This window comes from Archangium sp. (assembly GCF_036277355.1).
Classification (GTDB): domain Bacteria; phylum Myxococcota; class Myxococcia; order Myxococcales; family Myxococcaceae; genus Archangium.
Window position 1 is genome coordinate 12,698 of sequence record NZ_DASUNC010000071.1, and the last position, 22,046, is coordinate 34,743.

General features: G+C 67.1%; 20 protein-coding genes. 6 read left to right on the plus strand and 14 right to left on the minus strand.

All coding sequences use genetic code 11. The features are described 5' to 3' along the window. Positions 1–4 precede the first annotated feature (4 nt). The 3 genes from VFZ09_RS18710 to VFZ09_RS18720 are packed head-to-tail and all read right to left on the minus strand — an operon-like array spanning position 5 to position 1,771. Positions 5–502, minus strand: coding sequence for an FxsA family protein (locus VFZ09_RS18710; RefSeq protein ID WP_329728962.1), 498 nt, complete (start codon positions 500–502; stop codon positions 5–7). A gap of 9 nt (positions 503–511) precedes the next feature. Beyond that, the gene (locus tag VFZ09_RS18715; RefSeq protein WP_329728963.1) at positions 512–1,216 is read right to left on the minus strand and encodes a DUF1499 domain-containing protein; all 705 of its coding nucleotides are present in this window, start codon (positions 1,214–1,216) and stop codon (positions 512–514) included. Positions 1,217–1,258: 42 nt separating this feature from the next. After that, positions 1,259–1,771: a hypothetical protein gene (locus VFZ09_RS18720; RefSeq protein WP_329728964.1), complete on the minus strand. Its 513-nt coding sequence runs from the start codon at positions 1,769–1,771 to the stop codon at positions 1,259–1,261. Positions 1,772–1,799: 28 nt separating this feature from the next. Between VFZ09_RS18720 and VFZ09_RS18725 the strand changes: the two genes are divergently transcribed. The 3 genes from VFZ09_RS18725 to VFZ09_RS18735 are packed head-to-tail and all read left to right on the plus strand — an operon-like array spanning position 1,800 to position 4,770. After that, positions 1,800–3,092: a class I SAM-dependent rRNA methyltransferase gene (locus VFZ09_RS18725; protein ID WP_329728965.1), complete on the plus strand. Its 1,293-nt coding sequence runs from the start codon at positions 1,800–1,802 to the stop codon at positions 3,090–3,092. 39 nt (positions 3,093–3,131) lie between these two features. Further along, positions 3,132–3,620 carry a YkgJ family cysteine cluster protein gene (locus VFZ09_RS18730; RefSeq protein ID WP_329728966.1) on the plus strand — a complete coding sequence of 163 codons (489 nt, stop codon included), beginning with the start codon at positions 3,132–3,134 and terminating at the stop codon, positions 3,618–3,620. A 55-nt stretch (positions 3,621–3,675) separates the two neighbouring features. Further along, positions 3,676–4,770: a glycerate kinase gene (locus tag VFZ09_RS18735; RefSeq protein ID WP_329728967.1), complete on the plus strand. Its 1,095-nt coding sequence runs from the start codon at positions 3,676–3,678 to the stop codon at positions 4,768–4,770. 13 nt (positions 4,771–4,783) lie between these two features. Here the strand turns inward: VFZ09_RS18735 and VFZ09_RS18740 are convergent, their stop codons facing one another. The 3 genes from VFZ09_RS18740 to VFZ09_RS18750 all read right to left on the minus strand — a co-directional run bounded on the left by VFZ09_RS18740 (position 4,784) and on the right by VFZ09_RS18750 (position 9,254). Continuing rightward, the gene (locus VFZ09_RS18740) at positions 4,784–5,698 is read right to left on the minus strand and encodes a hypothetical protein (RefSeq protein WP_329728968.1); all 915 of its coding nucleotides are present in this window, start codon (positions 5,696–5,698) and stop codon (positions 4,784–4,786) included. Between the two features lie 3 nt (positions 5,699–5,701). Continuing rightward, positions 5,702–8,371, minus strand: coding sequence for a TonB family protein (locus VFZ09_RS18745; RefSeq protein ID WP_329728969.1), 2,670 nt, complete (start codon positions 8,369–8,371; stop codon positions 5,702–5,704). Positions 8,372–8,447: 76 nt separating this feature from the next. Continuing rightward, positions 8,448–9,254, minus strand: a complete 807-nt coding sequence (locus tag VFZ09_RS18750; RefSeq protein ID WP_329728970.1) for a methylase — start codon at positions 9,252–9,254, stop codon at positions 8,448–8,450. Between the two features lie 67 nt (positions 9,255–9,321). Between VFZ09_RS18750 and VFZ09_RS18755 the strand changes: the two genes are divergently transcribed. Both VFZ09_RS18755 and VFZ09_RS18760 read left to right on the plus strand, forming a co-directional pair. Continuing rightward, on the plus strand, positions 9,322–10,062 hold the full coding sequence (locus VFZ09_RS18755) for a helix-turn-helix domain-containing protein (protein WP_329728971.1): 741 nt from the start codon (positions 9,322–9,324) through the stop codon (positions 10,060–10,062). A 73-nt stretch (positions 10,063–10,135) separates the two neighbouring features. Further along, positions 10,136–11,203 carry a C45 family peptidase gene (locus VFZ09_RS18760; RefSeq protein ID WP_329728972.1) on the plus strand — a complete coding sequence of 356 codons (1,068 nt, stop codon included), beginning with the start codon at positions 10,136–10,138 and terminating at the stop codon, positions 11,201–11,203. A 749-nt stretch (positions 11,204–11,952) separates the two neighbouring features. On the opposite strand, the gene VFZ09_RS18765 is transcribed toward VFZ09_RS18760, so the two are convergent. The 8 genes from VFZ09_RS18765 to VFZ09_RS18800 form a co-directional block, all read right to left on the minus strand. Further along, on the minus strand, positions 11,953–12,762 hold the full coding sequence (locus tag VFZ09_RS18765; protein WP_329728973.1) for an Imm49 family immunity protein: 810 nt from the start codon (positions 12,760–12,762) through the stop codon (positions 11,953–11,955). A 16-nt stretch (positions 12,763–12,778) separates the two neighbouring features. Continuing rightward, entirely contained in the window at positions 12,779–13,216 is a 438-nt protein-coding gene (locus VFZ09_RS18770) for an imm11 family protein (protein ID WP_329728974.1), read from the minus strand. 156 nt (positions 13,217–13,372) lie between these two features. Then, positions 13,373–14,122 (minus strand): hypothetical protein, encoded by a 750-nt coding sequence (locus tag VFZ09_RS18775; RefSeq protein ID WP_329728975.1) that lies wholly within the window; start codon positions 14,120–14,122, stop codon positions 13,373–13,375. 52 nt (positions 14,123–14,174) lie between these two features. Then, complete coding sequence (locus tag VFZ09_RS18780) at positions 14,175–16,709, minus strand: TIGR02270 family protein (protein WP_329728976.1); 2,535 nt, start codon at positions 16,707–16,709, stop codon at positions 14,175–14,177. A gap of 119 nt (positions 16,710–16,828) precedes the next feature. Further along, complete coding sequence (locus tag VFZ09_RS18785; RefSeq protein ID WP_329729010.1) at positions 16,829–17,293, minus strand: DUF4150 domain-containing protein; 465 nt, start codon at positions 17,291–17,293, stop codon at positions 16,829–16,831. A gap of 62 nt (positions 17,294–17,355) precedes the next feature. Next, entirely contained in the window at positions 17,356–18,381 is a 1,026-nt protein-coding gene (locus VFZ09_RS18790) for a DUF2169 domain-containing protein (protein ID WP_329728977.1), read from the minus strand. 12 nt (positions 18,382–18,393) lie between these two features. Then, positions 18,394–19,365, minus strand: a complete 972-nt coding sequence (locus tag VFZ09_RS18795) for a nicotinamidase (RefSeq protein ID WP_329728978.1) — start codon at positions 19,363–19,365, stop codon at positions 18,394–18,396. 18 nt (positions 19,366–19,383) lie between these two features. Next, positions 19,384–20,835 (minus strand): nicotinate phosphoribosyltransferase, encoded by a 1,452-nt coding sequence (locus VFZ09_RS18800; protein ID WP_329728979.1) that lies wholly within the window; start codon positions 20,833–20,835, stop codon positions 19,384–19,386. Between the two features lie 65 nt (positions 20,836–20,900). Between VFZ09_RS18800 and VFZ09_RS18805 the strand changes: the two genes are divergently transcribed. Then, the gene (locus VFZ09_RS18805) at positions 20,901–22,040 is read left to right on the plus strand and encodes a TonB C-terminal domain-containing protein (RefSeq protein WP_329728980.1); all 1,140 of its coding nucleotides are present in this window, start codon (positions 20,901–20,903) and stop codon (positions 22,038–22,040) included. Positions 22,041–22,046: the final 6 nt, after the last annotated feature.

A 22,046-nucleotide genomic window follows, 5' to 3' on the forward strand; every position in this document is an offset into this window, starting at 1 on the left:
AAATTCACTCCTCGGTGAACTCCGCGTCCGTTTCAGCTCCCGGTCTCCGGTCGATCCGGGGCTGTGAGACTCGAGGCTCGAAGGGATTTGCTCCCGGGAAGGATTCCGACTGGAAGGTCGTGACGCGCAGCGTGCCTTCCGCCATGCGGCGCTCGAGTCTCCGGCGTACCACCGCGGCCACGAGCCGGCGCGTCGGCGGGAACAGCAGGAAGAGCCCCACCACGTCGGTGAGCACCCCCGGCGACACCAGCAGCACCCCACCCACCAGCACCAGCACTCCGCCGACCAGGCCCTCCTCCGGCATGCGGCCCTGCGCGAGCGACTCCTGCCAGCGGCGGAGCACACGCAAGCCCTCCTTCTTGGCCAGCCAGGCCCCCACCACCCCCGTGAGCAGCACCCCGCCTACCGTGGGCCAGAAGCCCACCTCGCGGCCAATGGCCAGCAGCAGGTACAGCTCGATGAAGGGAACGACCGTGAACGCCAGGAGAAGGTACTTGAACACCTGCCCAGCCTAACGCCCGGAGGCCGCCAGCGCCTGGAGGAACGCATGGATGCGCGCGGCGTTGGCTCCCAGGTCGCCCCGCCCCACCCTCGACTTCGAGCGCATGTCCACCCGCGAGCCCCCTCCCTCCTCCGGCCGCACCCGCACCACGAAGTCGTCCCGGAAACGGAACAGCCGCGTCTCGGCGAAGCCCTCCAGCGTGCGTCCCTGGGCGTCCACGTGCGTCACCGTCCACCCCGGCTGCGCCCGCGCCAGCTCCACCGCTCGCGCGAACACCACGTCCGGCGGCTCGGCCTGCTTCAGCGACTTCAGGTCCGGGTAATACGCCCGCACCACGCCCTTGAAGTCCTCGGGGTACTCCAGGTTCCTCCCCGCGTTCTCCGGCAGCGTCCCCGCGTGCGTGAAGACGGGCACGTCCTGGAGGTCCGTGCTGATGTCGTTGATGGGCGGCTTGCCTCCCCCCGCGAAGGCCGGCGTCAGCACCGACACCAGCGCCAGCGTCCCGAGCGCCACCGCCGTCATCCCCGGTGCCACCCTCCCCCTCACCGCGGAGACGATCCCCGCCACGATGCCCACCAGGCCCACCGGCGCCGCGCTCGCGAACAGCAGCAGCGCCTTCATCCCAGGCACGAGCCCCACCAGGGCCAGCAACGGCCCGAGGACGAGCAGCAACACCGCCAACAACGAGATGCGGACGGACCAGGAGCGGAACATGCCGCAGCCATGCGTCAGCGCCGCCGCGAAATCCAGCCTTTTTCAGCCGCCGAGCTGCTCATTCATCCAGCTGACCACCAGGTACAGCAGCGTGAAGAAGGCCAACGCCCCGAGCACGAACTTCGTCGTCGGCTGGAAGCCCTCGTCCGTGGACGTGTCGATGGGCATGGCCGAGGCCAACCCCAGCATCTCCCCCGCGTAGCGCGCCGTCCGCTCGTACTGGTCCGCCACCAGGCCCTCGTCGTGGGCGCCGAGCTCGCGTCCCAGCTGCGGATCGAAGAGCCGGACCTCGGCCTCCCGCGCCAGCTCCGCCCCCTTGGAGACCACCTCGCGGATGAGCTCGGTCCGGTGCTCCAGCGGGATGCGCACCTCGGTGGCCACCCACTGGCCCCCCTCGCGCAGCGGGTGCACCTCCACCGAGCCGTGTTCTAGCAGCCAGGTCCGCCCACCGCTCGGCCGGGCCTTCGCCCCCCGGGCTTCCAGGAGGGCCTCCACCCGGGCGCTGTCGAAAGGCGTCCCCGGGACCATGGATTGAAGGAGCAGGTCGTATCTCACGCTGTTTGGAGTATACGCCGCACCAGCCATGCCCAAGCCAACCCCAGGACCCCGTCACGATCGCCGCCCCGGTGGCCCCCCCGGCCGCAACAAGCGTCCCCCGCAGCGCCCGGAGAAGCCCGCCCAGGACCGGACCACTCCGGACATCGGCCAGGACGGTCTCCCCCAGGTCTCGCTCGTCCGCCGGGGGGTCGAGCGCTGGCAGGCCGGCCACCCGTGGATCTACCGCGCCGACCTCAACGGCGACCCCGCCCTCCAGGGCGGTGAGGTGGTGCGCGTCGTCGACGCCCGCGGCTGGTTCCTCGGCAAGGCCTTCTATTCGAAGCACTCCAAGATTTCGCTGCGCTGGCTCTCCTACGAGGACGTGCCGGTGGACACCGACTTCTTCCGCCAGCGCCTGGCCCAGGCTGACGCGATGCGCCGTCGCGCCCTGCCCGGGGAGAACACCTACCGCGTGATACACGGTGAGGCCGACTTGATCCCCGGCCTCGTGGTGGACCGCTACGGCGACTATCTGAGCGTGCAGTTCCTCATCGCCGGCACCGAGCAGCGCAAGCAGCTCCTCACCGACCTGCTCGTGGAGCTGTTCAAGCCGCGCGCCATCGTCAACCGCTCGGACGTGGGCGTGCGCGCGCTGGAGGGCCTGCCCCAGGAGAAGGGCGTGCTGTACGGCACCCAGCCCGGGCCCGTGCCCTATGACGAGGGCCTGGTGCGCGTGCGCGCGGACCTGCTCGAGGGCCAGAAGACGGGCTCGTTCCTGGACCAGCGCGAGAACCACGTCATGGCCTCGCAGTACGCCTTCGGCGAGGCGCTCGACTGCTTCTCGTACGTGGGGGGCTTCGCGCTCCAGCTCGCCACCCGGGCCGAGAAGGTCACCGCCGTGGAGATCTCCGAGCAGGCCGCCGCCCAGCTGCGCGAGAACGCCGCCGCCAACAAGCTGCCCAACGTGGACGTGGTGGTGGCCAACGCCTTCGACTTCCTCCGCGACGCCGTGGACGAGGGCCGGCGCTTCGACACCATCGTCCTGGACCCGCCCTCCTTCGCGAAGAACAAGGACGCCATCGAGGGCGCCCTGCGCGGGTACAAGGAGATCAACCTGCGCGCCATGCAGCTGCTGCGGCCGGGCGGCTACCTCATCTCCGCCAGCTGCACGTACCACATCGACGAGCAGGGCTTCGAGGACATGCTCGCCTCGGCGGCGGCGGACGCGAAGCGGCGGGTGCAGATCATCGAGAAGCGCGGGGCGGGCAAGGACCACCCGGTGCTGCTCAGCCTGCGCGAGACGCGCTACCTGAAGTGCTTCGTCCTGCGCGTGTTGTGAGCCGGCCCCTCCCGGTGGGATGATCCCCGTCGCGAGGTCATGCGACACACCGACTGGGAAGACGACACGGACGAGGCCCCCACGGCCACGGGCTCGCGCGAGGAGGCGCGGGCCCTGCAGGAGCTGCGCGCCATCTACCGGCAAGCGGATGCGGCGTACGCGCCCTTCTCGTGCCCGGCGAGCGGCGAGTGCTGCCAGCTCTCCACGACGAAGCGGCAGCCCTGGCTGTGGTACCCCGAGTGGCTGATGCTGGCCCGCCACCATCCGCTGCCGCCCCCGAGGGAGGACGGCGGCTGTCCCTACCTGGACGCCGCGGGCAAGCGCTGCACCGTGTACGCGGAGCGCCCGTTCGGCTGCCGCACCTTCTTCTGCGAGCGCATCCGGGGCCCCGCCCGTCAGCCAGCGGACACGGTGACCGCCCTGCTGGTGCGGCTGGAGCGCGTCTCGCAGCGCCTGCTGCCATCGTTGACCGGACCCCGTCCCATTCTCGAGTGGCACGCGGAGGCCATCCGCGAGGAGGAATCATGAGCCCCATGCCGTGGCGCAGTGCCGAGTCCGGGGAGCGCATGGCGGAACCCACGCCGTGACCCGCTGGCTCGTCGCGCCGCAGGAGTTCAAGGGAACCCTCACGGCCGCCGAGGCCGCCACCGCCCTGGCCGAGGGATTGCGCCAGGGCGCGCCCGGCGTGGAGCTGGACGTGGCGCCGCTCGCGGACGGCGGGCCGGGCACGGTGGACGCGCTGCTCGCGGGCCTGGGTGGCGAACGGGTGACGAGCACCGTCCCGGGGCCGCTCGGCGCTCCCGTGCGAGCCACCTATGGGCTGCTGGACTCGGGGCGCACGGCGGTCATCGAGATGGCCGCGGCCTCCGGGCTGTCCCTGCTCGCGCCCGGTGAGCGAGACCCCCGGCGTGCCTCCACCGAAGGCACCGGCGAGCTGATGCGCGCGGCGCTGGAGCGGGGTTGTGAGCGGCTCATCCTCGGGCTCGGAGGCAGCGCCACCAATGATGGGGGCACGGGGGCACTCACGGCGCTCGGGTTCCGGTTCCTTGATGCACAGGGGGCGCCCCTGCCTCCGGGTGGGGCCGCGTTGAAGCGGCTCGCCCGGGTGGACACGAGCGGACGTCACCCGCGGCTCGCGGCGGTGGAGCTGCTGGTGGCCACGGATGTCACCGCGCCGCTGCTCGGGCCAGACGGAGCCTCGCACCTCTTCGGCCCGCAGAAGGGCGCGGACGAGGCCGCGGTCGCCGAGCTGGAGTCGGCCCTGGCCCGGCTCGCCGAGGTCGTCGCCCCCGGACTCGCTGGCACGCCGGGCGCGGGGGCGGCGGGAGGTTTCGGTTACGGGCTGCTGGCCCTGGCCGGAGGGAAGATCGTCTCCGGGTACGAGCTGGTGGCGCGGACGCTCCGGTTGTCCGAGCGGCTCGCCGCCGCGCAGGCCGTGCTCACGGGAGAGGGCCGCTTCGACCGGCAGACGGCGCTCGGAAAGGGTCCCGGCTCGCTGGCGAGGGAGGCACGGGCACTCGGCAAATACACTGTGATGTTCGCGGGAGCCGTCGCGCCCGGCACGGACGGTGGGCCCTTCGACGAGGTGGTCGAGGTGTCCGCGCTCGCCCCGCCCGGAGCCTCCCATGCCGAGGCCCTGCGCCACGCCGGTACGGGGTGGGCCGCCCGGCGGCGGTAGAACGAACCACGGCTCACGGCGTGTACTTCACCGTGCGCTCCACCCAGGACATGCCGCCGCGCCCGTCACGCGCCACCATCCAGAAGCGCACCTCCTGGGCCTGCGCGTTGCGCGCAGGCGTCCACTCCACCCGGTGCCGCGCCACGCCGCCACCGAAGTCCGCCCCGCCCGTCTGGTTGGGCGAGAAGCTCCCCAGCGTGGTGTGCCACGCCACCTCCCACGCCTCCTGGAGGTTCAACGGCTTCAGCTCGAAGGAGGGCACCACGTACGCCTCCTCCCGGCCGGTGAGATCCGGCACGTTCATCTCGAAGGGCCCCGGGCCGGACAGCTCGCGCGGCACGCCCGCAACCCACGGCTCGCCCTCCAGCAACAGGTCCGGCAGCTCCGGCTGCACGTTGGGCTGCATCTCCGGGAAGAAGCGGCAGCCGTACACCATCAGCTTCTGCGCGTAGACCTGCTCGCTCCCGCCGCGCACCCACAGCACCAGCGGCATCCGCACGCCGCCCAGGCCGTTGTAGAGGTCCTTCTCGAGCACCCGCTGCACCAGGAAGGTGCCGTCCCCCAGCCGAGACGTGCCCGGCCCCGGGAACAGGTCCACCACCAGCTCGCCGCCCTTCGTCACCCCGCGCGCCAGCTCCACGCGGTCCTCGCGGCAGGTGTCATCGTCCTGCGAGGCGCAGGCCCACAGGGTGTAGTCCAGCTCGCGGCCCTCGCCGGCCGGGTCCGGGATGAGCGCGGTGAGCCGCACCGGGCGCACCAGCGTGTCGGCGAGCACGGCGGGATCGGTGGAGCACGTGTCGGCGAGCAGCTCGGGCGGATCCAACCGCATCGCGAGCACGCGCAGGTCCTTCACGTTCGACGGAGTGTCCTCGGGCCCCACACAGGCGGCGCACAGGAGCAGGCCCAGCAGGGCGGACAGGTGGCGCATGGCTCAGAAGCTCCCCTTGACGCCGACGACCGGGAGGATCGGGATGCCGGGCACCTCGAACTGGTCGCGGTAGCGGTAGTCGTAGAAGGTCGCCTCCACGTTGGAGGCGTTGTAGACGTTCTGCACGTCGATGTAGGCGTTGAGCGTCCAGCTCTGGAAGATCCAGTTCTTGTCCAGCCGGAGATCCAACTGGTGGAAGGGCTGGAAGCGGGTGGAGTTGGACGGGCCGAAGGTGCCGGTGAAGTTGTTGCGGTCCACGTCGTAGCGGTCGAACGTGTGCTGCAGCGGCGTGGTGGGCCGGCCGGTGACGTAGCGCATGCGCGCGCCCAGTTCGAAGCCATGGGGCAACCGGTAGCTGGCCACCGCGGTGAGGATGTGCGTCTGATCGAACGTGGTCAGGCGGTAGTCATTGCTGCCCACGCGCCGCTGCTCGGAGCGGTTGAGGGTGTAGGCCAGCCAGCCGAAGAAGTCGCGCGTCACCGCGTGCCGCACCATGATCTCCATGCCGTAGGCGCGCCCCAGGCCGCGGTTGGAGTACTGGTAGCGCGTGAGCGTGCCGTCCTCGTTGCGCACCGTATCGCCCGGGGAGACGACCAGGTCATAGCGCCGGTTGAAGTAGCCGGTGACGTCCACGCTGATGGCGTCGGTGAGCTGCTGCTCCACGCCCGCGCTCGTCTGGAAGGAGCGCTCGTGGGTGAGGGCCGGGTTGCCCAGCGGCGCCGGCTCCAGGTTGAAGGCCTCCGGCGGCTGGCTGTAGAGGCCGAGGCTGCCCTTGAAGGCCGTCTTCTCCGTGGGCTGCACGCGCACCCAGAGCCGAGGGTCATAGGCGAAGCGATCCTGCCCGTAGATGCGGGCATACGAGGCGCGCAGACCGGGCGTCACCGTCACGGGCCCGGCCTTCAGATCCACCTCGGCGTAGAGCGCGCCGTCGAAGGTGTTGGCCACGCGCCGGATGTCCTGCAGCTCCACCTTGGGCTCGGCGCCGGGGAAGGACGGGTACTGGATGCCGCCGATGAACGGAACCTTCCCCTCGCCCACCAGGTGCTCGAACTTCACGTCCGCGCCACCGCGCGCGGTGAGCCAGGGCAGCACCTCCAGGGCCAGGTCCTGGCGCGCGCCGAGCGACCAGACGTTCGCATCCAGCTTCGTCTCGCCGAAGCCGAAGCTGGCCAGGTCGTAGCCGGCGTAGGGGGTGAAGACGGAGGTGAAGCGGCCGTTGCGGTACGTCCAGTCACCCTTGATGCGGTGGAAGAGCGTGCGCGCGTCCACGGTGATATCGCGGTTGCGTCCGCCGCCCGAGGCCACCACGTTGAGCAGGTCATCCGAGCCGAAGGCCATGATGTACCCGGAGTGGCGTCCGCCAGTCCCGGGCTCGCTGCCCCGCTTCGCGCCGAAGTCCACGCGCACCTGGTAGTCCCAGTAACGCGGCAGCACGAGCAGGGTGCCCCCCTGGGGATCCTCGGGGAGGACCGCCGGCAGGAGCACGTCCACGTACGAGCGGCGCGCGGCACCGGCCACGGAGATGCCCTCGGTGACGGGGGCCTCGAGGAAGAAGCCCGAGTCCAGCAGGTCCACCTTCGCCGAGCCATGCAGCGTATCGGTGGAGCCCTTGCGCGTGGCCACGTCCACCGCGCCGCCCACGGCCCGGCCGTAGCGGGCCCCGAAGCCACCCGGGTAGAAGTCCACGCGGTCGATGAACTCGGCGTTGAGCACCGAGGGTCCACCGCCCAGGTGGTAGAGGAGCGGCACCTCCACGCCGTCGAAGAAGGTGAGCGTCTGGTCCGGCGCCGCGCCGCGCACGATGAGCTGGCCGGAGATGAAGGGCGCCCGCGCCACGCCGGGCAGGTTCTGCAGCACGCGGATGGGGTCGCCGAAGGAGCCCGGCACCTTCTGCAACTCCTGACGCTCGAGGGTGCGGCGCACCACTTCCTTCTTCTCGCGCGCGCCGCGCACCACCGTCTCGTAACCCGGGGCCTTGGGCATCAGGTAGAAGATGACCTCCGTCGTCTCGTTGGGGGCGAGCTCCTCCTTGGTGGTGAAGAGGTGGAAGTCATTGGCCACCACGCGCACGTCACAGGTGCCGGGCGTCACCTTGAGGGTGAAGCGGCCGTCCTCGTCCGAGAGCGCCTCGGGGGCCTCGGGGTCGTCTCCACAGCGCACGGTGGCACCGCCCACGCGCGAGCGGCTGCCACGCGCCAGGAGCTGTCCGGTGAGGGTGGCCTCGGGCGGGGGTGGCGGCGGAGCGGACTCGTCCACCTTCGGCGGCTGGAGGACGAAGTTGTAGACGTACTGGATTTGAATGGGGGCCGGCGCTCCGTCTACCTCGGCCGGTGAGAACTGGAACTGCCGCACCGCCGCGAGCGCCGCCTCGTCGAAGCCATCGCCCACGGGCGTCACCACCTGCGCGTCGGACACCTGGCCCTTCTCGTCGATGGTGACGAGCATCTCCACGGCGGCCGTCTTCCCGGCCGCGGCGGCCTCGGCGGGGTAGACGGCTTCCACGGTTTGAATGAGCTCGGGTGCCTTCGTCAGCACCGGAGTATGGACACCGGCGTCCACCTCCTCCCGGCGTGCGCCGTCATAGGCCTGGGCCCACGCGCGCACGGAGGAAAGGGAGAGGACTGCGAGCAGCAACCAGAGGACGGAGCGATTCGAGGCCACGGTGGGGGGCATTTAAGAGGGACTTCCTCGCCGGACAACCAGGAATTCTACCGGCATTCGCGCCGGAGACGATGGGCCCTGCTCGGAGTCATGGGAAGACGCCGCCCGGTGGCTTCCAGAGCAGATAACCGCGCTCGAGCAGCCATGCGTCCGTGACAATTCCCTGAACCCGAGAAACCAGCCGGAGGACGGAGTGCCGGAAGGCGTCGGGGGGCGCGGTGTGGCCCGCCTCGCGCGCGTCCTGCCACGCGGCCGTCCAGTCGGCGAAGAAGGTGTGGATGGGCTCTCCGGGCTTCACCCGGCGGCGGAAGTCCCGGGGCATCCAATCGCGGAAGAGCACGGGCGCGAAGCCGCGGCTGAAGTCGGTGTGGAACAGCAGGGCCTCGCGCGCGAGCCCCTCGGGGATGCGCCGCAGCAGGTGCGCCACCAGCACGGCCCCGGGTGTGTCCGTGCTGCCCTCGACGAGCAGCCCTCCTTCGAGCAGCGCCCCACCCAACGTCTGGTGGATGCCGGGCACATCCTCGGGGCGGTAGCCGCGCAACAGGTTCATGGCGCGGATGAGGCGGACGCTCTCTCCCGGGTGCAGGGGCAGCTCGAAGCCACCCTGCCGGAAGCCGGTGAGCGCATCGGCATGGACCTGGGCGGCCTCCACGCGGGAGTCCTCCAGCTCCACGCCCACGACGGGAAGCCCCGGGTGGAGCTCGCGGAAGACCTCGGCGCTCTCGAGGGTGGTCCACGGGTGCTCGCCGAAACCGACGTCCACGAAGGCGGCCCGGGCCCAGGGGCCCTCGGTCCGGAGGAGCAGCTCGCGCTCGTGGTGGACCAGGTACTCGTCGAGTGCGCGCAGGCGCCCGTGTGAGGTGCGTCCTCGGGTCTTCTTGTCCAGGGAGGTCATGGGCCGGGCCCGGGACTATATTCCGGCTATGCCCGCCACGACGCCGCCGTCTCCGTGGACGCATTGGATGCCCGCCCCCGCCTCGCTGGAGGAGCGGGTGGAGTTCCTGATGTGGGTGCCGCCGGAGGCCTCCGTCACCCACGTGCACGAGGTGGTGCCCGACGCCAACGTGGACCTGCTCCTCGAGCTGTCGGACGAGCGTTGCCGGGCCGTGCTCTACGGGCCACTGACGCGCAGCATCCACGTCCGCTCGCGCGCGGGCCATGGCTACCTGGTGGTGCACTTTCGCCCGGGGGCGATGCCCGGGCTCGTGGATGCCAGTCCCTCGGAGCTGGTCAACGAGTCCGTGGAGCTGCGCGAGGTGGCGGGCCTCTCCGTGGACGCGCTCGGAGAACGGCTGCTGGCCGCGGGCTCACCGGAGCGGATGCGCGAGGCGCTCACTCCGCTGTTGAGCCGGACGCCCTACCCGCCCGGAGACAGCTTCGACCGGGCACTGCGCCACCTGCTCGCCCGGCCGGAGCCGCTGCGCCCGGGCGCCCTGGCGGACGCGCTCCACCTGAGCACGCGCACGTTGCAGAGGGCCTTCAAGGAGCGCGTGGGCTTCTCACCGAGGACATACACGCGCATCGTGCGGCTCCAGGAGGCCCTGTCCGAGCTGCGTGAGCACCCCACCCGCTCGCTGTCCGAGGTGGCGTACCGGATCGGCTACGCCGACCACGCGCACATGACGAGGGACTTCCGGGAGCTGACGGGCCGGACGCCGAGCGACTTCCGGACTCCCTCTCCCTCTGGGAGAGGGCTGGGGTGAGGGTCTTCGAGCGAGGCAACACGTGTCGCATCCGTTCAAGCGAGGCCCGGCCCCACGGCGTACCTTGCGCCCCATGACGACGCAGACGCTTCGGGTCATCGAGTGCCGTGGGACGCCGCGACAGATAGGCCAACAGTGGGGAGAGGCATGCCGCGAGAGCCTGCGCGCCTCGGCGGACAACCTCTTCCTCACCCTGTCCATGAGCCCCCTCGCGGCCTCGCGGGAGGACGTGGTGCGCACGGCGCTGAAGCTGGAGACCAACGTACGCGCCTTCGACCCGGAGGCGCTCGAGCTCATCCGGGGACAGGCCGAGGGCACTGGCCTCCCCTACGGAGAGACCTTCGCACTGCACTGCATGCTGGAACTGGCGATCAATTACGCGCAGATCGGCGGCATGTGCACGTCCATGGCCCTCACCGGCGAGGCCACGAAGGATGGCCAGGCGCTGCTCGGACAGACAATCGACTGGAACCCGGGAGCGCGGATGGACCTGCTCCGCATCCGCCACGCGGACGGACGAGAGCAGCTCTCACTGTGCCTGGACGGCTCGCCGTACTACCACCTCAACAGTGACGGGGTGGGCAACTGCGCCAACCTCACGCTGGTGGAGCCGCGGCCCTGTGCCTCGCTGGTGCCGCTGTCCGTGTACGTCCCCAAGGCAATGCGCCAGCCGAGCCTGTCCGCGGCGCTGGAGGTGCTCGTCACGGCGGCGAGGGGCTTCGGCTACTACCACCTGGCGGACGCGCAGGGGCACGTGGTGGGAATCGAGAGCACGTACGACGATCACGTCCTGCTGCGGCCGGAGCGAGGAGTGCTCGTCCACGCCAACCACTACCAGTCCGAGCGCTTCCGGGAGCGGGACGTCACCCACCGCTACGTCCCCTGCACCTTCGGGCGCCGGGAGCGCATCGCTAAGCTCGTGGCCGCCGGACACGGCCAACACACGCCCGAGACGGTGAAGCAGATGCTCACGGACCACGGCACGCCCGAGGGCCGCATCTGCCTGCACGACACGCAGCCCGCCCCCGGGGCCATGCCGCGCGAGACGGCGGCCACGGTGGTGATGGCACCGGCGCGCCGCACGATGTGGATCGCGGTGGGGCCCGCGTGCCGGCGGCCCTTCGCCGAGTTCAGCCTCTGAGCAGCGGCTTGAACATTCTTGAGCCTCGGATTCTCTCCCAGGACGTTCCCTGCATTACACCCGGAGTGATTGCCGCATACCCGGGATGGGGGGACTCACGTGATTGCAACCGCTGAGCTCCAGCCCAACAAGGCTGAGTTCGAATTCTAGGTAGGTCCCCATGCCGTGAGAGAACTAGCCGTCGTGGGTGTTGACGCCAAGGAGACCCTCCCCCAGCACGACTCGACGTCCTCCCGGCGCCACCACCCGACGAGAGGCGTAGACGAGAAGACCCAGCTGAATCAGGAGGCGCTGCTGACGGTCCAGCTCGGAAATGGGACGGCACGATTCTTCAACAGCATCATGTCGCGCGTAGTGCGCTGGGATGCAAGGGGTCGGCTCGTCAGCGCATCCGCGCCACGGTGATGCCCTCGAATCGGGCATGAGATGGCGGTGGAACCACTCAAGGGCAACCCCGACCGGGCCCATCGTCACCCGTAGCGTCTACAACTGCCAGAATCCGGTTCCCACCTCGCTGCCCGACAACAAGACGAAGAGCGCGCTGCGCTCCAGCCCCGATAGCAACGGATTCAACGACCCACGTTGACGGCAAGCGGGTCGTCATTAAGAGCAAGGACGAGTCTGTCCTCCAAGTCCCACCTCATCGGCCCCCCAGCGCATTATGAGTAGCTCGATACAGCTCAACAGACAAGAGCACATTGGATTGCGAGCAGGTATGACGCGGCCCTTATTGGAGCAAGTGTTGCCATTTAGTCCTCTAGCTTTGCACCCGGGAAGGTCAGGGGGGCGAACGGCGCGTACTGCGTGCGCCGCACGAAACCCGGACAGAACTTGTATTCGGACTCCAACTTCAGCCCCAGCACCTCGGCCACTTGCAGGATCGCCAGTCCCTCGACCATGATATGGCGATTTGGCTCGAAGGTGTACTCACGCGCCAGCACCGAGTCCCGCTGCGGATCCGCAATCCTCTTCATTTTGTGCTCATGGTCATCCAACAAGCCTTCGAATGCGGACTCAAAGGCATCCTGGTTTTTGTCCAACAAAGCCCGGGCCAGCTCCAAGCGGACATCTGAACCGCCCTCAAGCGCACGCTCGAACTGATCCAACAAATGCTGGGCCACAGCTCGCTCAGCCTGTTCAAAATCGAGCAACCTGTGCAGGAAGCGCGCATACGCGAAGTCGTCCTCGTACTCCTCCCCTTGGCGCCAAGCATCGGCAGAAAGCGCTGCAATCTGCTTGGCTAGTTTCCACTGGCCAGCCGCTACTGCATCGAGAAAGGGGGCGCTCAGGCTTACGCGGCGGTAAGACGAGTCACTAACCCCTTCCAACTGGCAGCGTTCCAAAAAGAACTTCCAGGTAAGCGCAGACTGAATGAGCCCGTGGAAGAAACCATCCACATTTACGTCTGTCAGCAAGACGCAGATGCCAAAGGCACGGTGATGCCTTGCCAAGTCATAGTAGACCTTGCCGATGGCTGAGGCTTGGCGCTGCTGTGCGGCAGTCCTGGCAAGCCCGTCCAAGTACAACACGATGCTTCCTTTCAATTCCTCTAGGGACACGAGCACTCCTTTCGGCTCAATCCGAGAAAGCATCTGGCTGGATGAACTTGAGCCCTGTCAGACCTGCGGCCTTGATCTTGCCTACCAAGTCGTCCCTGAAGACGGGGTAGTCTGGGATGCGCCTCATGCGAAAGAGACCCACCTCAGGATCAATCCGCTGCTCGTCCAGACCCAGTTTGCTGACACTTATGAAAAGCTCAGGGTTGATGGGGTTCTCCTTCGCCACGGTCTTTCCTGAATCAACACAGTCCTGGAGCAAAACTTGATGAAGTATGAAGAACGGTCCCTTCTCCTTCCTATCCTTGTGGTTGATGATGCTCACGGGCAGGAACTCGTTATTCTTCAGCGACTGCCCCTCCAAGATCTCTCGAGCCCGTGCTGAAACAACCAGCAGACCGTCCATGTTCTTGATAAAGTCCTCTGTCTTGATGTCGCTGGGGAACTCATCGCTCATACGCAAGCGTGCATCCAATGGGAAGCCGTTCACGCGAGATATCCCGTCGAGCAATTCATAAGTCCGCTCGACCCCCAGCAGCACCCCTACGCGGCACGCGCCTCGCCCTACTTTGGGCATTCCAATCATATATCCCATTTTCATCCTCTTGACTTCTCAGCCCCTCAGCGGATCGTTGGTGTCTGCCATGGTATAGGGTTCGTACCAGTCGGTTTCGGCGGAGTCGTTGCGCTTGTCCCACTGCTGGAGACTGGTCGCTCTGTCCTTCAGATGCTTGCGAAATTTGCTTTCGAGTTCCGTCAGAGCACTCTGGATAGCGTCGAAACTCTCCTTCTTTATTTTGTGCTTGTCTTTCTCGCTATCCAGCACCCGCCAGACTCTACGCCTCAACTCATCAGCCACCATATAGTTGTATTCGATGTGTCCGAAGGACACAGGCAAGTGGATTGCCAGATGTTCGGGGCTCATATTCGCCAAACCAGAGGTCAGTTTCTGTAGCCAGCGCTTGCGCCATTCCTCCTTGTAGCTATTGAAAGTGGCTACATAGCCTTTGGCCACACCTGAGGAATGCTGATTCTCATCCAGTGTGTGCTGCTTCTGGTAGTGCAAATCGTAAACAGAGAAGGTGGGCAACCCGAGCATGTTCGACTGGCGATTGATGTGATACGGAATAACTTCCATCACATTTTCGATATATTCTCTATTCGGATGTCCCTCGATGGACATGAAGAACGAAGTCTGAGGCAACAAATGGTGTGCGCCAGAGTGCGGCCCCAGATAGCCATCCTTCCCTGCCTTGCAAGACTTAGCGTATTTTTTGGGCTCCGGCATGCCCTCCTCTACCTTCCGGAACCAGCCTCTGCGGGGTCGTAGTTTCTCGATATCGAGATGTTCTTCATCAGACATCACATCCTCCCGTGGCAACGTATCTCACAAGGGATTACAAGGCCTGAATCATTCACCCTCCCGGCGGTCGCAGCAGGAACGAACCCCGTGCACCAGATTCGTCCAGCAGCCAAACCAAGCCGTTGCCGTGAGGCGCAACACCCCGTCCGAAAGCATGCGCAACCAGGCAGAGGGCTGCCGGACCAGTCGCCGCTCCAATCTCTCCAAAGGAAAGCGCCGGGTGCCACTCGAATGGAGCGTCCAACAAGCCGCGGGCACGCAGCCATGGGAGCGCGTGGCCCCACGTGTAGGCCGTCCGCTCATCACCATTGATACAGCCAGAGAGGAGCGCCACCTGAATCCCCTCCGCCGAGCCACCCCCAAGCGTTAAGGCGAGGGTCTGCCCTAGCGCACATCCGGCTTCGGACACCGAACTGGCGCCCCGCTCTCCCTCTCCCCTGGAAAAACTCAGCCCGTCGATGATGCAGAGCACATTCCCATCGCGCGTGGCTGACGCACGACCCTTGTCCACGAGCACGAAAGCTGCACACTCGCCCGGGACAACTCCGACCGGCTGGCTGGGCGCTTTCAAGCGATTGAGGTGCTTGAGCGCCTCCAACACGGGTCTATCCACCAAGCTATCAATCCCTCCAATGATGCAACGATCCAGTTTGCCACACTCCAGCGCATCGTTGGCCTCCTCCAAAGCCAAGGCGAAGCCAGCCCGGCCCTGCCAGAAGAGCCGCAGGTGAGCTTGGGAGAGAGAGGGTTCGACATGCTTGGCCAGGGTCAACAGCAGACTCTGCCCGCAGCTTCGCCGCAGCGTGCTGACAAGTTCTCCGGGCAACGACTCCGGTTCCACGCCCTCGATCTCTGCATCCCTCCGCAGCGCCTCCTCGTGGTCCAACAAGTGCTGACCATCGGGCAGGACCAGGAACAGGCCTGTCCGCCTCCAGTCGGGTACCTGGGTGCGACCCAGCAAATCCTTCAAACCCGCAGCGCCCAAACGTGCTAGGCGCCCGAATCCCGTGAACCCCTCGGCGAGCCCCGGAATGTAGCAACCAGCGGCCGGCTGCATCCGCTCGCCGTCCGGATCCCATACATCAAGGGCATCGAGCGCTGCGATGCACGGAATGCCCGCCCTGCTAGCCGCACAACTCATGACCACGTCCTCACCAAGCGGCGAGACCATGCCCAGCCCGCGAACAACTAGCGCCCGTGCGCCTAGCGAGACCGAGCGCCTGCCCTGCGCGGAGGACACACGGGTGGCCACATGAGCACCCAGCACACTTGCTGGCGCAGGAGTCCACTGCCTCATGGGCAGGCGTTCGAAAGACGGGCACATCACCTCTTCTGGTCTATGTGCACGTGACAACTCGCGCTGCTGCAGTTCAGCGAAAGCTCCGAGCGATATCCGATGCTCACCCCGACTCCGGATGAGCAGTTCGAGGGCATGCACCGGACGCCTGCGCATGGGGCCATGCTCAAGTTGCTCCAGCAACATGCGCCAAGAGAAAGGCCGGCCTCTTAGGTAACGCCCCTTCAGTTCGAACGATCCACGAGCATGTGCCCACCACTGCTCCACTGCATCGGGAGAGGGCAAAGGCAGCGCCTGCTCTGGTACAGGCGTGAGATTGGCGTCGAGATCTTCCTCCTCCAGCGGGGGCAGCGATTCCTCCTCAGGTGACTCCCTGGCGACATATCCATTCTTGAGTTCCAGCCCGGTTATGGAGCTGAAGGCCTCACCCGCCAGACGTGCGAGGAGAGAATCCTCGTTACGCATCATCGTTAGACAAGCGTCCGCAGCCTGTACCCGTCCGCTGAACCCCAACGCCCACAGGGCATCGCGCCGCAAAGCGGGTATGGACAGCGCATCGAGAAGCAGCTCCTGCTCCTTGACACCGCCCCCCATGGCTACCAGCAGCATGGGAAGCTGCGAGGCCGGAGCACGAGCCCCAACCACAGCCAGACAGGCAGCCCATGCCTCTTTGTAACCGAGGACCAATCCCGTTTGGATGGCGGCATTCCGTACACCAGGAACACGGGAAGCCAGCCCATGCTTGAGGGTCTCAAGGGCTATAGGTGCCGGTACCTGTGCCGCCAGTTGGAAGGCAGCAGCCTGTACCTGCGGCTCACTGGAAACGAGGAACTGCTGGAGAACAGGGCCTGGGGAGGTACGCCAGTGTCCGAGCAACCCAAGCACGAGTACCCGCAGTTCTGGCTCGTCATCCCCCAGACATGGCAACAGCTGTAGCACCAAGCCACTATCCTCGCAGGCAAACAAGGCACTGGCGACTCCAAGCCGTTGGGCAGGCCCTCCCTTCCGGAGATGCTCCAGTACCATGGATAGCCCACTGGATCCCTGACCCAAGAGCGCGAGCGCAGCCACTGCGACACGCTGCGCCTCCTCATCCAACAAGGCATTTCGTAGCACGCGCTGTGCTGCTGGAGTCCCCGCCAGCACCAACGCATCCACATGGGCACAAAGACGTGCCTCAAGTTCAGCCACCTCAGGTAGAGCATAATCGGATGCGGACCAACTCGACTCCCGCCGTCCCCAGAGGAACGCAGCCTCATCCAAGTGCTCTTCGATAATGTCCCATCTCATGAGGTTCCCCGACCTGGGCTTGAGTACGGTTTGGCGCACAACCCCACGCGAAAACAACAACCCATTTACGAAGGCACCAAGCCCATCAAGCAGGAATGGCCACTGTGCTATTTTGCCGGTTAAAACTCTTTCTCACAGTTCAAACAAACCGGCTTCCCTGGTGGCGTCCCAATGGCGACGACTGGTCCCTGAATGAGCGGCGAAGGTGGAGTATTCTTATCGTTGTGAAGCATCGGGTCGAGCGCCCGCGCAACATTCTTACCCTCGAACTTCACATCGACAGAGTAGTTGACAAACTCGGCTTTGCCTTTGGTCTTGCTAGAAGCAACGCCGCCACCAGCATTACCTGCTTCATCACCAGTACTGGTACTGAAGCAGGAGTCCTTCAAACAAACGGGATTGCCGTCGACCAGCACAGTCTTGCTACCTTTGGCGGTGTCCGAGGACTTCGCGATGTTGGGATAAGGAATGGGTACGGGACCTCCTGGACTCGGCGTCTTGCATACATCTGGGAAGACCACCGTGATGCCCTTACTGTCTTTCGTCACCACGGACATCTTGTTCACACCAACCGTGTTCGCCATAACGCCCCCATCAATCACCTACGGAGTGTCCTCCAGTGTAGCACCTTCGCCAAGTTCCGTGCTCACGGAAGGCTCCCCTCCGCCGTCAGCACAACGCTCCGCACGTCATGGGGTCCATCCCGTAGGGAGACACTTCCCCGCCACAGCAGGAAAGCGCGGTGCTCGTCCATATCCAGGATGACAGTGTCCAGGTTCAACGCCGGATGGACATCCTCATTTCCCGTGAGTTCCACGATGGCCTTCGGCACCACACGCGGCAGTGCGAACGAGAGCCGACCCATTGAGGAGACATCGACGAGCGTGACGGGCTCTCCGCCTTGCAGGAAGCCAGGAGCAACCGAGCCCGGTGACGCGGCATTGAAGTAGCGCCGGTTGAAATCCTTCGGTAGCAGCGGCTTGCGCTTCTGGTTCCAGGCCTCGTCGTAGGTACCGGCGAGGGAAGCGCGTGGCTGCCAATGCGGAGACACGAAGCCGAAACCCGCGGGCGCAATCACTTGGCCAAAGCGCTGCAACGGTTGCTCGGGGGCTTCCAGGTTCGGCAGCCGCAGCCCCTCCTCGAAGTGCTGGGCGCTGGTGCGGAAGCCCACTCCCACCGGGTTGCGCGGCTCGAAGCCGTGCTTCGCCGTGTCCGGGTCCGTCTTGTCCCATCCACCGAAGGCCCGCTCGTAGCGCAGGGGCATGCGCTCGAAAGGTTGGGGCTTCGTCATGGAGATGCTGCCCATGCTCTTGAACCACACCCGCTCCCCCACCACCCGCACCATCCTGCGCACCGGCCCTACTTGAAACCCGGCCAGCACCTCCGTCGTACCCCGTGCAGGCGCGTGCGCATGGCCCACCAACACCACGTCCGTGGCCGGCTTGATGAAGGCGCACTCGGGCTCGTAGCGGTAGCTGGACTCTTCCGGCACGCCCCAGTACTCGCCGGCCACGTTCACCGGCACCTGCTGCTCGGCCAGCGTCAGCCCGTCCCGGCCGATGACGTAGGTGGCCTTCACCACCAACGTCAGCAGCGGGCGCATCTCCTCATCTGCGAGGAACAGCGGCTCCAGCACGAGCGGCGTCTTGTTCTCGATGGAAGCGTGGCCCATTCGGAGCGCCCCTTACACGTCCAGCAGGTCGGTGGTCCGGACAATCTTCATGCCGGCCTCGCGGAAGGCCCGCATCGCCTCGTTGGCCACGCGCGGGAAGTCCAGCCCGGGAGGCAGGGGATCCAGCGGAGGCGCGGGCACGGGGCTCATCGCGTCCTCGAGGATGTGGATGCGCCCCATCTTCGAGCGGTCCGTGGCCTCGATGTGCTTCCGCAGGTCCATCAGCGTCGACAGCACGCAGTGCGACCTGGCCTGCCCGAAGACGTACACGCGGTCGTAGGTCAGCAGGTGGTCGAAGAGGTCCTGGTTGAACTCGCCCACCTTGCGCCCGGGCAGCTCCGTCACCTCGGGAGACAGCACCGAGTAGTTCTCCGTGAGCGGCTCCTCGCCCTTCACCTCGAAGCGCGTCTGCGTGTCGCGCGCCACCGAGTGGAAGAGGCTCGCCTCCATCATCGCGGGCAGCAGCGCGTGGCTCAGTCCGCCGAGCAGCGCGTGGTACGGCCACACCGTCAGCACGTACTTGCCCGTGGCCTCCAGGCGCTCGCAGTAGGCGAGGCTCTCCTCCGAGTAACGCGTGGGCCGCCACTTCCCCGAGCGGATGTCCGCCGAGGTAATCACCGTCATCGGCGGGGGATTGCGGCCCTCGGCGTCCTGCCACCACGCGGGGTGGAACACCTGGAAGACACGGTGGGTGTCCAGGGAGAACACCAGCCCGGTGATGCGGTCCAGGTTCGCGTACAGCCAGCGCAGCGTGCGCTGCGAGTCCTCCACCGCGCCCGGGACGAAGAGGCTCGCCTCGGGCTGGCAGAAGGCCACCTGCACGTCGATGCCGAAGGCGGCGATGCGCAGCCGGTCCTCGCGCGCGGGCTTCACCTGGTGGGCGAGCGCGTAGCGGCGGGCCTCGTCGGTCACCAGGGCGGCACGCTCCAGGTACAGCGAGCCCACGCGCTTGTCGTCATGGAACTCGGGAAGGGGCAACGGCATGACGTTCTCCAGGGAAGCTCAAGAATGGTGCGCGGGGCCCTGCGGGAAGTGACGGTGGCGCAGCTCCTCCACGAGCTTCTGCGTGGCCGCCGTGTACGCGACGCGCTGCTCCCCCTCGCCGGGCGCGGGGATGGAGGCGGCGGTCTCGGACGTGGCACCGGAGAGCAGCTCGTAGCCCTCGGGCACGGGCTCGCCCTCCTGTCCGATGAGGCCGATGGGCCCCGAGCCACTCCGGCGCCGGAACACCACCGGAACACCCGGGATGCTCTGCTTGCCCTCGGCCAGCTCGTTGCCGAACTTCATCGTGGGCACGTGGCCCGTGCGCGACAGCTTGTACACCGCCGCCACCCGGTCGCGCGTGTACGGGCACGCCATGGTGCGCGCCACGATGAAGCCGCCGTAACCGTAGAACTGCTTCGAGGACTCCCAGCCATACTGGGTGCGCAGCTCCTCGAACTCGCGCGTGGCCTGCGCGTCCAGCCCGTCCTCGAGGATGAACACCGGCTTGATGCCCTCCTCCTTGGCCCGGGACACCGCGAACACGTACTGCTTCTTCTTGTCACCCGAGTCGAAGCGGATGGAGTCCCCCGCGTTGGGATCCTCGTGGACGAGGCGGAAGGCCGTGGGCAGGCCCGAGGTCACCGTGTCGTAGGTGTCCAGCAGGTAGCTGGAGCGCTCCGGGCGCCGCTCGCGGATGGCGCGGAAGGCAGCCTCGTCCGAGCCGTAGCGCTGCACATGCTCGTGGCCCATGGTGCCCACCGGAATCATCCCGAGCTTCCGCGCCAGATACACGTTGCTGGTGCGCATCACCCCGGCCTCCTTGCAGGCGCGCAGGGCGATCTCATGCTGCTCCATGCACGTGGCCGCGCGCAGGCCCACCTCGAAGATGCGGCTCGGGTCCTGCACCGCGTGCACCAGCTCGCGCACCACCGCCACCACGCGCGCGTGATAGCCCTCGGAGTCCACGGTGATGGGCACCGGCTTCACGCCCACCGCGTCCAACGTCTCCAGGGCGATGCGCTTCTCCTCCTCGCACGACAGGACGGCGAGCGCCTTCGCCAGCGCCTCGCGGTCGGCCAGCGCCTGGGTGGCGATCTGGATGCGGAAGTTGAGTTGCAGGAGCAGCGGCTCCAGCCACGACACCAGCGCCGAGGTCCCCGTCACGGTGAACACGGGCTCGCGCGAGTAGAAGCGAGCCCCCTTGGGCAGGGCGCGGATGACCAGCTTGTCCTTGCGCTGGATGGCGGCCTTGAAACCGGCACCCATCTCGTAGCTGTTGCGGGCGAGGTAGGAGTAGTCGCTCTCGGTCGGCTCCGGGAGCAGGTTGCGCACATAGGACTCGAGATCCAACGGCACCACCTGCTGTCCGCCCTTGCGGTGCGAGTAGTAGAAAGTCTCCCGGCGAAGCGGCCAGCCAGCCTCCGCCATGCTGAACTTGTAGCCGTCCGTCGCGAGCAGCGAGCGCCCCATGGTGTTGCCTCCAAGGCGCACACTCTAACCAAATGGGGGTCGGCGGTGGTTGAATCGGCCCAGGAATGCCGGACTCCCGCCGCAGACTGTTGCTCGCGCTCCTCCTCAGCCTCGGCCTGCACGCCGGGGTGTGGCTGTGGATGGAGGTCCGGCGTTCCCCGCTCGCGGAGCCGCGTCCCCTGCCGCCCGCTCCGGCGACGCTCCAGTTCGTCGAGGTGGAGGTGGCCCCGCCTCCGGAGCCTCCGAAGCCCGCCCCACCGAGCCCTCCACCACCGAGGCCGCCCCGCCGTCCACCACCGGCCGTCGCGCAAGCCCCGAAACCACCCGCCGAGCCTGCGCCCACCCCGGCCGAGCCTCCTCCCACCGTCACCGAGACACCTACCGGGAGTGACATTCCTCGCGCGGACGCGCCGCGAGCCGAGGGTCCACGCCTGGGTGCCTCACGGCTGCTGCCCTCGCCCTCGCTGTCGTGGAGTCAGGACCGAGGGGTCGACGTACCGGATGCGGGCGTGCCCGTTCCCGCCACGCCGGAGGAGAAGGTGGCCGACATGGTGATGGAGGGCGTGCGCCGGGGGAAGGTGGACCGGGGGCTCGTGCACCCCTACTTCTCCGAGCTGGGCAAATCGCTGCTGAAGAACTGGGATGCCGAGCGCGCCGTCAGCGCCAAGGGCCTCAAGGGATTCCTCGACCAGACGCGCGGCAACTCCGCGGAGTGGATGCGAGTCTGGTCGGACAGGGCCGCGGCCTACGCGAACACGGGCTCGGCGCTCGACGCCGACACGCCGGAGGCCTACGACCGGCTACCGCCTGGGGGAGATCCATCGCTCGAAGCGCGCCGCACGCTGCGCCGGCAGATGAAGGAGCAGTTCCGAGCCACCCGCCGCGCCACGGTGCGCGTGGTGCAGGACACGGAGGGACGGCTGCTCAGCGTGGAACTCATCACGCCCAGCAATGACATGCAGATAGACCGGGAGGCGGTGGCCGACATCCGTGCCGCCGCCGCGAGCCTCCCCGTTCCGCCACCCGAGGCCCTCCAGGGCCGCACGCAACTGGTGAGCCTGTGGCAGATCGAGCTCATCATCTCCATCAGCCCGCCGGTGCCCACCCTCAGCATCGAGTTCGACGCGGAGATGAAGCTCACGGACATTCGGATGCCGCTCGACCGCCGGCTCTACAAACGCGTGCGGCTGCTCGAGGTGCGCTGAGCAGTC

Coding starts and splice junctions, on each gene's coding strand:
- VFZ09_RS18725 (WP_329728965.1), top strand. CDS start 1,800: ATGCCCAAGCCAACCCCAGGACCCCGTCACGATCGCCGCCCCGGTGGC.
- VFZ09_RS18740 (WP_329728968.1), bottom strand. CDS start 5,698: ATGCGCCACCTGTCCGCCCTGCTGGGCCTGCTCCTGTGCGCCGCCTGT.
- VFZ09_RS18750 (WP_329728970.1), bottom strand. CDS start 9,254: ATGACCTCCCTGGACAAGAAGACCCGAGGACGCACCTCACACGGGCGC.
- VFZ09_RS18745 (WP_329728969.1), bottom strand. CDS start 8,371: ATGCCCCCCACCGTGGCCTCGAATCGCTCCGTCCTCTGGTTGCTGCTC.
- VFZ09_RS18770 (WP_329728974.1), bottom strand. CDS start 13,216: ATGAGCGATGAGTTCCCCAGCGACATCAAGACAGAGGACTTTATCAAG.
- VFZ09_RS18785 (WP_329729010.1), bottom strand. CDS start 17,293: ATGGCGAACACGGTTGGTGTGAACAAGATGTCCGTGGTGACGAAAGAC.
- VFZ09_RS18790 (WP_329728977.1), bottom strand. CDS start 18,381: ATGGGCCACGCTTCCATCGAGAACAAGACGCCGCTCGTGCTGGAGCCG.
- VFZ09_RS18715 (WP_329728963.1), bottom strand. CDS start 1,216: ATGTTCCGCTCCTGGTCCGTCCGCATCTCGTTGTTGGCGGTGTTGCTG.
- VFZ09_RS18795 (WP_329728978.1), bottom strand. CDS start 19,365: ATGCCGTTGCCCCTTCCCGAGTTCCATGACGACAAGCGCGTGGGCTCG.
- VFZ09_RS18780 (WP_329728976.1), bottom strand. CDS start 16,709: ATGAGATGGGACATTATCGAAGAGCACTTGGATGAGGCTGCGTTCCTC.
- VFZ09_RS18800 (WP_329728979.1), bottom strand. CDS start 20,835: ATGGGGCGCTCGCTGCTCGCGACGGACGGCTACAAGTTCAGCATGGCG.
- VFZ09_RS18760 (WP_329728972.1), top strand. CDS start 10,136: ATGACGACGCAGACGCTTCGGGTCATCGAGTGCCGTGGGACGCCGCGA.
- VFZ09_RS18775 (WP_329728975.1), bottom strand. CDS start 14,122: ATGTCTGATGAAGAACATCTCGATATCGAGAAACTACGACCCCGCAGA.
- VFZ09_RS18805 (WP_329728980.1), top strand. CDS start 20,901: ATGCCGGACTCCCGCCGCAGACTGTTGCTCGCGCTCCTCCTCAGCCTC.
- VFZ09_RS18755 (WP_329728971.1), top strand. CDS start 9,322: ATGCCCGCCCCCGCCTCGCTGGAGGAGCGGGTGGAGTTCCTGATGTGG.
- VFZ09_RS18730 (WP_329728966.1), top strand. CDS start 3,132: ATGCGACACACCGACTGGGAAGACGACACGGACGAGGCCCCCACGGCC.